12 protein-coding genes are annotated in these 13,121 nt (G+C 64.1%); 6 read left to right on the top strand and 6 right to left on the bottom strand.

The window, feature by feature from the left end; genetic code table 11:
• Nucleotides 1–16: 16 nt before the first annotated feature.
• From nudC to P3T18_RS24050, 3 genes are all read right to left on the bottom strand, one after another.
• Nucleotides 17–949 carry an NAD(+) diphosphatase gene (gene nudC / locus P3T18_RS24060; RefSeq protein WP_429302464.1) on the bottom strand — a complete coding sequence of 311 codons (933 nt, stop codon included), beginning with the start codon at nt 947–949 and terminating at the stop codon, nt 17–19.
• Nucleotides 950–1,051: 102 nt separating this feature from the next.
• Entirely contained in the window at nt 1,052–2,065 is a 1,014-nt protein-coding gene (locus tag P3T18_RS24055; protein ID WP_429302463.1) for an aldo/keto reductase, read from the bottom strand.
• A gap of 132 nt (nt 2,066–2,197) precedes the next feature.
• Nucleotides 2,198–3,109 (bottom strand): LysR family transcriptional regulator, encoded by a 912-nt coding sequence (locus tag P3T18_RS24050; protein ID WP_429302462.1) that lies wholly within the window; start codon nt 3,107–3,109, stop codon nt 2,198–2,200.
• A gap of 109 nt (nt 3,110–3,218) precedes the next feature.
• Between P3T18_RS24050 and P3T18_RS24045 the strand changes: the two genes are divergently transcribed.
• Together P3T18_RS24045 and P3T18_RS24040 are read left to right on the top strand one after the other, a co-directional pair.
• The gene (locus tag P3T18_RS24045) at nt 3,219–3,938 is read left to right on the top strand and encodes a carboxymuconolactone decarboxylase family protein (protein ID WP_429302461.1); all 720 of its coding nucleotides are present in this window, start codon (nt 3,219–3,221) and stop codon (nt 3,936–3,938) included.
• Nucleotides 3,939–4,262: 324 nt separating this feature from the next.
• Complete coding sequence (locus tag P3T18_RS24040; protein ID WP_429302460.1) at nt 4,263–5,183, top strand: LysR family transcriptional regulator; 921 nt, start codon at nt 4,263–4,265, stop codon at nt 5,181–5,183.
• Nucleotides 5,184–5,267: 84 nt separating this feature from the next.
• Here the strand turns inward: P3T18_RS24040 and P3T18_RS24035 are convergent, their stop codons facing one another.
• A complete protein-coding gene (locus tag P3T18_RS24035; protein WP_429302459.1) occupies nt 5,268–6,707 on the bottom strand; it encodes an ATP-binding protein in 1,440 nt (479 codons plus the stop codon).
• Entirely contained in the window at nt 6,697–7,410 is a 714-nt protein-coding gene (locus P3T18_RS24030) for a response regulator (RefSeq protein WP_429302458.1), read from the bottom strand. Before P3T18_RS24030 ends, P3T18_RS24035 begins: the two co-directional genes overlap by 11 nt.
• A 219-nt stretch (nt 7,411–7,629) precedes the next feature.
• On the opposite strand from P3T18_RS24030, the gene P3T18_RS24025 reads away from it, so the two are divergent.
• The 4 genes from P3T18_RS24025 (at nt 7,630) to P3T18_RS24010 (ending at nt 12,030) form a co-directional block, all read left to right on the top strand.
• Nucleotides 7,630–8,862 (top strand): ABC transporter substrate-binding protein, encoded by a 1,233-nt coding sequence (locus P3T18_RS24025; RefSeq protein ID WP_429302457.1) that lies wholly within the window; start codon nt 7,630–7,632, stop codon nt 8,860–8,862.
• A gap of 12 nt (nt 8,863–8,874) precedes the next feature.
• Nucleotides 8,875–9,945, top strand: a complete 1,071-nt coding sequence (locus P3T18_RS24020; protein WP_429302456.1) for a FecCD family ABC transporter permease — start codon at nt 8,875–8,877, stop codon at nt 9,943–9,945.
• Complete coding sequence (locus tag P3T18_RS24015) at nt 9,942–10,754, top strand: ABC transporter ATP-binding protein (RefSeq protein WP_429302455.1); 813 nt, start codon at nt 9,942–9,944, stop codon at nt 10,752–10,754. Before P3T18_RS24020 ends, P3T18_RS24015 begins: the two co-directional genes overlap by 4 nt.
• A 124-nt stretch (nt 10,755–10,878) precedes the next feature.
• The gene (locus P3T18_RS24010; RefSeq protein WP_429302454.1) at nt 10,879–12,030 is read left to right on the top strand and encodes a porin; all 1,152 of its coding nucleotides are present in this window, start codon (nt 10,879–10,881) and stop codon (nt 12,028–12,030) included.
• Nucleotides 12,031–12,060: 30 nt separating this feature from the next.
• Here the strand turns inward: P3T18_RS24010 and P3T18_RS24005 are convergent, their stop codons facing one another.
• A complete protein-coding gene (locus P3T18_RS24005; RefSeq protein WP_429302453.1) occupies nt 12,061–13,110 on the bottom strand; it encodes an XdhC family protein in 1,050 nt (349 codons plus the stop codon).
• Nucleotides 13,111–13,121: the final 11 nt, after the last annotated feature.

Below are 13,121 nucleotides of genomic sequence, written 5' to 3'. Positions count from 1 at the left end.
TCAGGTGCTCAGGCGCTCAGGTGTTCAGCACGGCGGAGCCTTTCTCCGCGTAAGCGCGCAGTAGATGATGGGCAATCGCAAACGGCTTGGGTGCCGAGAGTCCGTCGGCATGCGTGCCGGCGAGCATCGCCACCACTTCGTCGCGCGAGAACCAGCGTGCATCTTCGAGTTCGTTCACGTCGACGACGATCTCCGTGGAGCCTGCCTGCGCGAAGCAACCGATCATCAGCGAAGAAGGAAACGGCCACGGCTGGGACGCGAAATACGCGACCTGGCCGCAGTTCACGTGCGCTTCTTCCATCACTTCGCGGCGCACCGCGTCTTCCGCGGTTTCGCCCGGTTCGACGAAACCGGCGAGCGCCGAGTACATGCCCGGTGCGAAATGGCGCTGACGTCCGAGCAGGCAGCGCTCGCCGTCGATGACCAGCATGATGACCACCGGATCGACGCGCGGAAAATGACGCGTGCTGCAGGTATCGCAGATACGCTGCCAGCCGGCACTCGTCACACGGCTCGGTGAACCGCAATTGGCGCAGAACGAGTGACGCCGGTGCCAGTCGAGCATCGATTTCGCCTCGGCCAGAATGCCGAGTTCCGACGCGGCAACGAGGCCTTGCTGTGCGATCGAACGCAGGTCGATGCGTTCATGGCCCGCTTCCGGCGATACGTCGTTCAATGCGAGCCCGAGCGCGAACCGTCCGCTGCCGTCGGCGGCTTCGCCGAGAAAGATGCGTTGCAGCGGCTCGCCGATCGCTGCCGCTTCGTCGGCGCGAAACCACGCGTCACACTCGCTGCCGCGTTTGAGCAAGGGCACGTCGCCGTCGAAGACGAGAAAGCGCGCGGCCGGGCTGCCATGCAGACGGTCGATGAAGGCGTGATCGTCGCGCTTGTCGGAGTGGCGGTTGAGCGGATTGAGGTTGAAGCCGATGGACTCGGAAACGGCGGTCATCTCGGTGGTGGATAGCTGAAGGAGAGGGTCCGTCAGTATGGCACGGTATCGGCCCCTCGCGCTCGCGCTGTCACCACCATGACGGCCGGGCGAGTTACTCGCTTACACGCTCGTGCGGCGGCCTTCCACGGGATAGTTCGGGTCCGTATAACCGGCGGTCGATGCATGCCCCGGCGGCACCAGACTATCGACGAACTTTTCGTCGTCGGGTCCCAGTTGCAGGGTCAGGGCTTCCATGTAGCTGTCCCAGTGCGCCTGCGTGCGCGGCCCGGCGATCGCGGAACTCACGAGCCGGTTTTTCAGCACCCAGGCGATCGCGAATGCGATCGCGGTCGTGCCGCGCTCGGCTGCGTAAGCGGCCACTTTCTGCGCAATCGCAAGTGACTCAGGACGCCACTCGGTCTGCTGGATGCGTTTGTCGCCGCGCGCCACGCGCGAATCGGCGGGCGGCGCATTGCCGGACGCATACTTGCCGGTCAGCACGCCACGCGCCAACGGGCTGTACGGCACGACGCCGATGCCATAGTGCGCGGCGGCGGGCATCAGTTCCATCTCGGCGGTGCGATCCACCATGTTGTAGACCGGCTCGATCGCGACGGGGCGATCGATGCCCATCTGCTCCGCGAGGCGCACGATCTCCGCAATCCGCCAGGCGCGGAAATTGGACACCCCGAAGTAACGCACCTTGCCCTGACGAATGAGATCGCCGATGGCGCGGACCGCTTCTTCGAGCGGCGCATCGACGAGCGCGCGGTGGAAATAGAGAATATCGATGTAATCGGTGCCGAGACGTTCGAGGCTGGCGTCGACTGTCTGGAATATCCATTTGCGCGACTGCCCCTGTTGGTTCGGACGCGCGGTGGCCGAGGCCGGATAGCCGAACTTGGTCGCCACGACCCAGTCGTCGCGTCGCTGAGCGATGGCGCGGCCGACGATTTCTTCGGAGCGGCCGGCGTGATAGACATCGGCCGTATCGAGAAAATTGACGCCTTGCTCGAAAGCCGCGTCGATGATCCGGCGCGAGGTGGGTTCGTCCGTTTCGCCGCCGAACATCATCGCGCCGAGACACAGCGACGAAACTTTAAGGGCGCTTCGACCCAGATACCGATAATCCATGCTCATCCTCTCCCTGCGAAATAGTTGCGGCGACGAATGCGCCACGGCGAGAGAGACGATGATATGTCGGGCGACCCCGACGATTAAGCCCGTCAATCGGCAAGCTCTCATGAACTGCAATCATGAATGCTTTTATCCGCGAGCGGACGGTGTTTTGCGATAACGGATCGCGTCGATCACCACGGTCATGGCGCGCGAGAATTCGCGCCGCGTCGCGTAGCAGGCGTGCAGTCCGGGAAAGACCGGGCACCAGTCTTCCAGTACTTTCGCGAGGCGTCCCGCTTGCACATGAGGCTCGGCGAGATCGGCCGGGATATAGGCGAGGCCGTATCCCGACAACGCGGCCGCCAGCATCTGATACGTCCCGTTGAAAGCGAGTTGTCCATCCACGCGAACCTGCACTTCGCGACTGCCTTTTTTCAACTCCCACGCGTAAAAACCACCGTGTGTCGGCAAACGGAGATTGATGCAATTGTGCGCGGTCAGGTCCTGCGGTTTCTTCGGCGGCGTTCGCGTTTTCAGGTACGCGGGCGATGCGACGATTGCCATGCGCATGTCCGGCGCGAGACGCACGGCGATCATGTCCTTCGCGACCTGATCGCCATGGCGAACGCCGATGTCGTAGCGCTCCGCGACGATATCCGACAGGCCATAATCGGTGACGATCTCCACCTTGAGTTCCGGATAGTCGTGCAGGACCGGCGCGAGACGCGGCCACAAAACCGTTTCGGTCGCGTAGTCGGTTGCGGTGATGCGGATCGTGCCCGCGGGTTTGTCCCGGAACTCCGTCACCGCCGCGAGTTCAGAATCGATCTCTTCGAAACGCGGGGCGATGCTTTTGATGAGGCGCTCGCCGGCTTCCGTGGGCGCCACGCTGCGCGTGGTGCGAGTCAGGAGTCGCGCGCCGAGCCGTGTTTCCAGCGAGCGGATGGTGTGGCTCAAGGCCGATTGCGAGACGCCGAGTTGCGCGGCGGCACGCGTAAAACTGCGCTCGCGTGCAACAGCAATCAGGGCAAGCAGGTCGTTATAGCTGTCGCGGCGCATTGATGAACTCGTTTCATGGGTGTTTGCCGATTCTAGCGCCTAGTCGGCCCCACGCGCGTGCGTTAGATTCTGCAGGTGATGCTTCACCGTGAATAAAGGAAAGAGTCAAATGCAAAGTCTGGAACATTTCTCCGCCGCTAACATGTTTTCTGGCATGAGCGCGGTTTCACCGGCGCTCCAACGCTATACGAAAGATGTTCTGCTGGGTGATCTCTGGAAACGTCCGCAGTTATCGGCGCGCGACCGCAGCATCGTGACGCTGCCGGTGCTGGTTGCGCGCAATCAGGTGTCTGCGTTCCCGTTCTATCTCGAACTCGCGCTCGACAGCGGCGTGACGCCAGGCGAGATTTCCGAAATCATCGCGCACCTCGCGTTTTACTCAGGTTGGGCCAATGCGATTGCGGCCGTCGAGGCGACGCACGCGGTTTTCGACAAGCGCGGCATTAGCGCGTCACAACTCCCGCCGGCAACGGTCGATTTTCTGCCGCTCGACGAAGCGGCGGAAGCGCAGCGCGAAAGCACGGTGCAGCAGAACTTCGGCGCGGTGAGCGCGGGCGTTGTCGATTTCACGCGGGATGCGTTGTTCAACGACCTGTGGCTACGACCCGGTCTGGCGCCGCGCGACCGCAGCCTCGTCACGGTCGGCGCACTGGTTGCCACGGGGCAGGTCGCGCAGCTCACTTACCATCTCAACCGCGCAATGGACAACGGCCTCAGCGAGACGCAAGCGGCAGAGGCCATGACGCAACTGGCGTTTTACGCGGGCTGGCCTAACGTGTTTTCCGCGCTTCCGGTTGTGAAGGACGTGTTCGCGAAACGTGCCGCCTGAAGCCGATCAAAACTAACCGAGGTTAAATAAAGGCCAATATCAAAGGCAAATACCAAAGGCAAATAAGCTGATTAAAGCCGCCTGTGCCGACTTCATCCCGCTGCGTTTTAATTTTCCCTTAAAATCCCCCATCTCATGAAGATCGAGCCCGCGAGCGCCTGGTTTTAACAGGCGTCGGGCTTCGATATTAGTCAGACCAAAGCCGCAAAGGCGCAATTATTTTTATCAGCCAGCCGGGACGAAGCGAGGGCAGAGCGGCAGCATCGCTCTGATTCGGTCCCGGACTCAGAACAAGCCATAAGCAGAAGCGCCAAAGGATGCCACGTGCCGATCAAACTCTCATTCGAGGTGCTGGAAGTATTGGAGGCCATCGATCGAACGGGCACTTTCACCGAAGCGGCCAAATCGTTGCATCGGGTGCCGTCTTCGATCACTTACCTCGTTCACAAGGTAGAGCGCGACGCGGACATCGAACTCTTCGATCGTCGCGGCAGGCGTGCGACTTTCACGCAGGCAGGCCGCGCGATCGTCGATGAAGGCCGCCGGCTTCTGCGTGCCGTGCGGCAACTCGAAATCAAGGCGCAGGGTATTCGCGACGGCTGGGAGTCCGAGCTGCGTTTGTGTTTCGACGAGATTCTGCAGATCGGCTCCATGTGGCCGTATGTAAAGAACTTCTATGAACTAGAGAATCCCACGCAACTGCGCATCTCGACCGAAGTACTTGGCGGCGTCTGGGACGCGCTGATTTCACGTCGCGTCGACCTGGCGATCGGCACGGTGGGTGAACCGCCGCTCGACTCCAATATCGTCGCGCATCCGATCGGCACGCTGCATCACGTGTTCGTCATGGCGCCGCATCATCCGCTGGCGCGTCTGCCCGAACCGCTGGACAGCGAATCGATCGCCGCTCATCTCGGTGTGGTGATGAGCGACACGTCACGCGAATTGGACCCGGAATCCGTGGCGATTCACGAAGGACAGCCGCTGCTGTTCGTCTCGAACCGCGAGTCGAAGCTCGACGCGCTTCGCGAAGGCATTGCCGTCGGCATGCTGCCGGCGCCCCTGGCCGAATCGTATTTGCGCAAGGGCATACTCGTGAAACGCCAGGTGGTCGGCGTGCGCGAGTACTCGAATTGCTACATCGCCTGGCGTCGCGACAAGATCGGAAAAGCGCTGGACTGGTGGATCGGGCAATTGAACAAACCCGATATGATCGAACGCCTCTTTACGCGCATCACGTCGTAAATCACGACGTTAATGACGACGTTAAGCACGTCGTTGAGCACGACGTAAAGACGCCCGCGCTGACAGCGAGCCTCACCGGGCTTTTCACGCATCACGCGGCAGCATCAGCACGGCCTGCAGTCCGCCTTGCGGGCCGTTTCGTAATGTCAGTGTGCCGCCGTGCACGGCGGCAATGCTTCGTGCGATCGTGAGGCCGAGTCCGGTGCCTTGCGCCGCGGAATGTTTCGCGGTTTCAACACGGAAATACGGCTCGAAAACACGCTCCAGCATCGCTTCGTCGGCGAGGCCGGGACCGTTGTCGGCAATCACGATCTGTACGCCGCTGTGCATACCGTTCTGCACCTCGTCGACGTGAATCGTGACTTCATCGCCGTGGCGGTTGGCGTTGTCCAGCAGGTTCTGCAGGCAGCGCTTCAGATTGCGCGGATAACCCGACAGCGGACGCGTCGCGCGACCGCTCACGCTCACGTGGTGTCCCGCTTCGCGCGCGTCGTCGGCGAGACTGTCGAGCATCGAATCGAGGTCGATGTCGTGACGCGTTTCTGTGACTTCCACGCCTTGCAGTGCGTCGAGCGTGGTGCGCACCATCGCTTCCATATCGTCGAGATCGCCGCGCAGGCGCTCGCGCCAAGTCGGGTCGGGCAGCATTTCGGCGCGCAAGCGCAGACGCGTGAGCGGTGAACGCAAATCGTGCGAAACGGCCGTGAGCAGGCGCGTGCGCGCGGCCATGCTGTCGGTCAACTGCTTCTGCATCGTATTGAACGACTGCGCCGCGCTGCGTACTTCGAGCGGACCGCGCACGTCGAGCGGCGGCCGGTAGATGTTGCGCCCGAGCGCTTCGGCAGCCTTCGCGAGTTGCTTCAACGGCCGCACGGCAAAACGCACGGCGATCAGCGCGAGCAGCAGCACGGCCGTGAAGCGCACCAGATAGATTCGCACCAGATAATCGAGCACGAGCGCGCGCGGTTCGGTCTGCATGCCGGCCTGACCTTCGTTGGCCTGCACGTCGAGCCACGCGTCGGGTGCGATGTTCAGCTGCGCGTGAAAGTCGCCGGTCGGCATGCGCGAATTGAAGAGGCTGAGAATGCCGTGACGGCCTTCGTCGTCGCGCAGGTGCGCGGCGAGCAGATGCACGTCGACGGGTGCGCCGAGCCGTCTCGCGATCACGCCGGACACCAGATCGCCGACACTTTTCTGCGCCACCGACGCAGCCGGCACCGCGTCGGGCGCGGCGATCCAGCGCAGACGATAGCGGTCGTCGCCGAGTGCCGCGACGATCGCGTCGCGCGCGTTCTGGTCGGGTGCGCGTTGCAGTAGCCGAACGGTGTCGGCCAGACGGCTCGCAAACAGGCGCGCGGGAATTTCGAGCGTGCGGTGGTCGTGGGTTTCGAACCAGATCGTGCTGGTGAACAGTTGCCCGGCGAACATGCCGACCACGAGAATCAACACGAGCCGCCCATAGAGCGAGCGCGGCCACGGCCGCCACGGCTGGGTGTCGCACGCCTCACGCGCCTCAGGATTCATAGGCGACATCGGCGACCAGCATGTAACCTTCGTTGCGCACCGTGCGGATCAGCGCCGCGCGCCGTGCCGCATCTTTCAGATGCTGACGCAGGCGGCTGATGCACACGTCGATCGAGCGATCCAGCGGCGTGCGTTCCTTGCCGAATACCTGGTCGAGCAGAAACTCGCGGGAGAGCGGCCGGTTCGGATGATCGAGCAGGGCGCGCAACGTCCGGAAATCCGAGCCGCCGAGCGACACGATCACGCCGTCGGGCGACAGCATCTGCTTCATGCGCGTGTCGAGTCGCCAGCCCGCGAAGCTCACGAACGCAGCAGGTTCGGCGCGCCGCGTGTCCGGCAGCGCGCGCGCGCGCCTGAGCACCACTTTGATCTTGGCGACCAGCTCGCGCGGATCGAAGGGCTTGGGAAGGTAGTCGTCGGCGCCCATTTCGAGGCCGAGAATGCGGTCGAGCAGGCCGCCGCGCGCGCTCAGAATGATGATCGGCACACTATCGTCGCGGCGCAGTTCGCGCGTGATGTCGAGACCGTCCTCGCCGTCGAGCATCAGGTCCAGCACGATGAGATCCACCTGCGAAGTCTTGATGATCCGGTCCATCTGCGCGCCGTTTTCGGCGGTGCTCGTCTCGTAGCCCATGTCGCACAGATAGTCGCGTAGCAGCGAGCGGATGTTGGGATCGTCGTCGACGATCAGTATGTGGTCCATCGTTCAACTCTTCTTATTGTGGCGTGCTTCAGCGCCGCGCTTCAGTACGTCTTCCGGCGCCGATCCTGGCCGCGATGCGCGCATCGCGCGGCCGTCTTCGACGGATTCCGTCGCGCCAACACATTCCATTACAAAACAGCCGCTTTTCAACACATCGCCATTACATTGCGTCGCTAAAGTGTCGCCAAATGGCAATCGTTCTCATTTACTAACTATATCATGTCGACTTTCCGGACCCGTTCCAGCGGACGCAAAAGCGCGTTTTCCATGCGCGCGCTCGCGGTTTCCCTCCTCGTGACATGCGGCGCCTTGCTCGGCGCGCAGACCGACGCGAACGCGGCCACGGCGCCGGTTCAGGCTGCACCGGGCCCGCAGGCCACGCAGACCATCACCGATCTGGCCGGCCGCACGGTGAAGATTCCCGCCGAACCGCATCGCATCCTGCTCGGCGAAAGCCGTCTGCTGATGGCCGTGGCGTTGCTGGAAGGCAAGAACCCGCTCGCACGCATCGTCGGGTGGCAGGGCGATCTGCCGACCATGGACCCGCAAACCTACGACGCCTACGCCGAACGATTCCCCGGCATCCGTCAGGTGCCGCTGATCGGCAAGGCGACCGAAGACAGCATCAGCGACGAAAAAGCCTTGAGCCTGAAACCCGACCTCGCGATTTTCAGCGTGGCGGGCCACGGCCCGAGCCGCTATAACGCGCTGGTCAAGCAACTCGAAGCGACCGGCACGACCGTGGTGTTCGTCGATTTCCGGCTTCATCCCATGCAGAACACCTTGCCGAGCATCAAGCTGCTCGGCGCGGTGATGCATCGCGAGAAAGAGGCCGACGCTTACGCGCAGTTCTACCAGCAGCATCTGGCCCGCGTGCAGAGCGTGGTGAACCAGGTGCCGGCGGCGCAGCGCCCGAAAGTATTCGTCGACCTGCTCGCGGGTGTGTGGGACGCGGGCTGCTGCCACACCGCGGGCAACGGCAACTTCGGCGAATTCGTGACGGCGGCCGGCGGACGCAACATCGCGGCCGGCCTCGTGCCGGGCGTGCTCGGCGACATCAGCATGGAGCAGGTGATCGCGGCGCGTCCCGACGTGTACATCGCAACCGGCAGCCGCACCAAGCCGGGCCTCGCGTCGCTGCGCGTGGGCGCCCTGACGAGCGACGCCGACGCGCGCTCGAGTCTCGCGGCACTCGCCGCGCGACCGGGCTTCGACACCATTCAGGCGATCCACGACGGCCGCGTGCACGGCATCTCGCACAACTACTACGATTCGCCGTACAACATCGTCGCCATCGAGGCGTTCGCCAAGTGGTTCTATCCGCAACAGTTCAAGGACCTGGACGTGCATGCGACGCAGGCGGAACTGTACCGGCGCTTTCTCGCCGTGCCGCCGGACGGCGCGTACTGGGTGGATAGCCCGAGTCCCGCGACGCCCGTCGCCGCGCGCTGAGCGTTGCCTTCGATGTCCACGCTCCAGAATCCCGCGGCGCTGGCCGGCGACAGCGTTCATCACTACCGTCGTCTGACGCAGCGACGCGTGTCGTGGCTCGCGGTGCTCGCGCTCCTGATCGCCGCGTCGCTGCTGTTCGACCTGCGCTCGGGGCCCTCGGGCCTGCCGCTCGGCACGCTGCTGCGCACCGTATTCGATCGCGCGTCCGCCGATCCGGCAACCAGCGTGATCGTGTGGCAAATCCGTTTGCCCTATGCGGTGATGGCGCTGGTGGTCGGCGCGTCGCTCGGACTGTCCGGCGCCGAGATGCAGACCATCCTCAACAATCCGCTCGCCAGTCCGTACACGCTCGGCGTGTCGGCAGCGGCGGCGTTCGGCGCCTCGCTCGCCATCGTGCTCGACCTCGCGATTCCCGGCGTCGCGCAGACGTGGATCGTGTCGGCCAATGCCTTCGTGTTCGCGCTGCTGTCCGCGCTGGTCCTCGACGGCGTCGCGCGCTGGCGCGGCATGAGCACGGCGGGTGTGGTGCTGATGGGCATTGCGCTGGTGTTCGCGTTTCACGCGCTGGTCTCGCTGATGCAGTTCATCGCCTCGGCCGACGCGCTGCAAGGTCTCGTGTTCTGGACGCTCGGTTCGCTCGCGCGCGCCGACTGGACGAAGATCGGCGTGCTGAGTGCAGCGCTGGCCGTCGCCGTGCCGCTCTCGATGCGCAACGCGTGGACGCTGACCGCGCTGCGTTTGGGCGAAGACCGTGCCGCGAGTTTCGGCATCGACGTCCGACGCCTGCGGCTTGGCACGCTGCTGCGCGTGTCGGTGCTCTCGGCGTTGGCGGTATCATTCGTCGGCACGATCGGATTCGTCGGGCTGATCGCGCCGCATATCGCGCGCACGCTGTTCGGCGAAGATCACCGTTTCTATCTGCCGGGCAGTGCGTTGCTCGGCGCGCTGATGCTGTCGCTCGCGTCGATCGCCTCGAAGCTGCTGATTCCTGGCGTGCTGATTCCGGTCGGCATCGTCACCGCGCTGGTCGGCATTCCGCTGTTTCTCGGCATCGTGGTGCGCTCGCAAGGTGAACTCGGATGAGCGGTCTGCACATACACGATCTCAGCGTCGGCTACGCGAAGCGCGACGTGCTCGATTCGCTCGAAGCCGGACCGCTGCCGCGCGGCGAAATCACCGCGCTGCTCGGACCGAACGGCAGCGGCAAATCGACCTTGCTGCGCACGCTCGCGGGACTCACCCGCGCGAAGCGCGCCACGCTGACGCTCGACGGCGAAACGCTCGCGCTCTCCGCGATCAGCGCGCGTTCGCATAGCGTGGTGTATCTGCCGCAAGCCTTGCCGGCCGGCGTGCGACTGCAGGTGCTCGAATCCGTGCTGGTGGCCTGCCGCGCCACACGCGGCATGGCCCATTACACGAGTCACGCGGACGATGTCGGCCACGCGCATGCGGTGCTGCAGCGTCTCGGTCTCGATGCGCTCGCCGCGCGCCCGCTCGACGAACTCTCGGGCGGCCAGCGGCAACTCGTCGGCATCGCGCAGGCGCTGGTACGCGACCCGCAAGTGCTGCTGCTCGACGAGCCGCTGTCGGCGCTCGATCTGAATCACCAGTTTCACGTGATGCAGGTGTTGCGCGAGGTGACCCGCGAGCGCCGCATCGTGACCGTGGTGGTGTTGCACGACATCAATACCGCCATGCGTACCTGCGATCGCGCGATGTTGCTGCATGGCGGGCGCATCGTGCATTTCGGCGCGCCGCAAGCGGTCGTCACGCCCGCCAGTCTTGCCGAAGTTTTCGGTGTGCTCGCGCGAATCGAGCCATGCTCGCGCGGCCACCATCAAGTGCTGATCGACGGTCTCGCCGGTCACACCACGGGCATCGCCAGCCGATAGTCGAACGGCCCAGCCAGCCTGCTTTAAAACCGCCTTCACGTGTCCCGCGCCGGCGCACTTGCCGGGGCGTCGCGGCGGCACGCGTGCGCGCGGTGTTTCGATCTCTCAACACTCCAGGAAAAAAATGAAGAAGGTTCTCGTGATCGCCGCTTGCGCGGCGGGGTCCACCGTGGGTTTCGTCTCGACGGCGCAAGCGCAGTCGAGCGTGTCGCTATACGGCATCATCGACGCGGGCTTGTCGTACACGAACAGTCAGGGTGGTCACAGCAACGTCCAGGCGGGCAGCGGCAACGTGACGGGCAGCCATTGGGGCTTTCGCGGCGCGGAAGATCTCGGCGGCGGCACGTTCGCGATCTTCCAGCTCGAAAGCGGCTTCAGCGTGATGAACGGCACGCTGCGCCAGGGCGGCCGCGAGTTCGGCTATCAGGCGTACACGGGGCTCACGAATCACCAGTACGGCACGGTGACGCTCGGCCGTCAGTACGATTCGGTGGTGGATTATCTGGCGCCGCTCAGCTTCACGGGACATCATCCCGGCGGCAATAATCTGTCCGCGCATCCGTACGACAACGACAATCTGAACAACTCGTTTCGCGTGAACAACTCGCTGAAATTCACCAGCACCGATTATTCGGGTCTGCGTTTCGGCGCGCTGTACGGCTTCTCGAACGAAGCCGGCGGTTTCGACGACAACCGTCTGTACAGCTTCGGCGCATCGTACGATGCCGGCCCGCTGAGTCTCGCGGCGGGTTACCTGCAGGCCGACAACGGCGGCGGCAGCAACACGGGCGGCGCACTCACGCTCACGGATCGCACCTTCATCGCGGCGCGTCAGCGCACCTACGGCGCAGGCCTGAACTACGTGCTCGGCGCGGCGAAGTTCGGCTTCGTCTGGACGCGTACGCAACTCGGCGGACTGACCACGATCAACGGCGCGAACAGCCTCGGCATCGCGGTGAACGGGCAGGGCGCAAGTTTCAGCAATTACGAACTCAACGCGAGCTATGCGCTGACGCCGGCCTTGAGCCTGAACGGCGAATACACCTATACCGACGGAGCGATCTCGAACGCGAGCGGCGCGCATCATCCGAAGTGGCACGAGGTCTCGGTGCAGGCGGATTATTCGCTGTCCAAACGAACGGACGTGTACGTGCAGACGAGTTACCAGCACATCAGCGCGGACGGTTCGGGTTTGACCGCGGACGTGAGCGGGCAGAGCGCGTCGTCGTCGAACCAGCAGGTGGTGGTGGGCGCGGGTCTGCGTCACCGGTTCTGATGAACGGAGCGAGCGCCGGCTGATTTTTTATCAGCGGTGCTCGCTTACGGCAAGATTCACAGCGCAACTGGATTGCCGGTCGACTGCGATGTCGAGCACGGCCTTCGCGGCTTCCACGCGCATTTCGTCCGGCAGCGCGACACCGTTCTTGATCGCCGTCACTTCGGCCAGCACCGAGACGGCGATTTCAGGCGGCGTGCGACTGCCGATATAAATGCCGACGGGGCCGCGCAAGCGGTCGAGTTCGTCCTTGCCGAGATCGAAATACGTTTCGAGCCGCTCGCGCCGCGCGGCGTTGTTGCGTCGCGATCCGAGCGCGCCGACATAGAATGCCGGCGTTCGCAGCGCTTCCAGCAGCGCGAGGTCGTCGAGCTTCGGATCGTGCGTGAGGGCGATCACCGCGCAGCGCTCGTCGAGTTTCATGTCGAGCACGGCGTCGTCGGGCATCGTGCGCACGAGCGTGGTGCCGGGCACGTGCCACGTGTCCGTGTATTCCTCGCGCGGGTCGCACACCGTCACCTGATAATCCAGCCCGAGGGCGATCTGGCAAAGATAGCGCGAAAGCTGGCCGGCGCCGATCACGAGCATCCGGTAGCGCGGACCGTGAATGGTCAGCAGTCGCCGTCCGTCGAAATCGACGCCGTCGGTGGCGCAGGCCGGCACGAGCCGCGCCGCGCCAGTTTTCATGTCGAGCGAGCGCGCGACGAGTTGCCCGGCCGCCACGCGGCGGCATAGATCGTCGATGCCGCTTGCGCGCGTCAGCGGTTCGAGCACCAGTTCGATCGTGCCGCCGCACGGCAGGCCGAAACGATGCGCCTCGTCGGCCGAAATGCCGTACTTCAACGCCTGGGGGCGCGTTTCTTCGATGCCATGCCGCCGCACGCGGTCGATCAGATCGTCCTCGATGCAACCGCCGGAGACGGAGCCGACCGCCGCGCCGTCGTCGCAGATGGCGAGCATCGCGCCTTCGGGCCGCGGCGACGAACCCCACGTCCTGACCACGGTGACGAGCAGCACACGCCGGCCGCTTTCGATCCAGCGAACGCTCGTCTTCAGCACTTCGAGATTGACGCTATCCATAGTGAGACTCT

This window comes from Paraburkholderia sp. GAS199 (assembly GCF_050436585.1).
Classification (GTDB): Bacteria; Pseudomonadota; Gammaproteobacteria; order Burkholderiales; family Burkholderiaceae; genus Paraburkholderia.
Note: the sequence above shows the minus strand (reverse complement) of the source record. Positions and strands in the feature narration are given on the sequence as shown.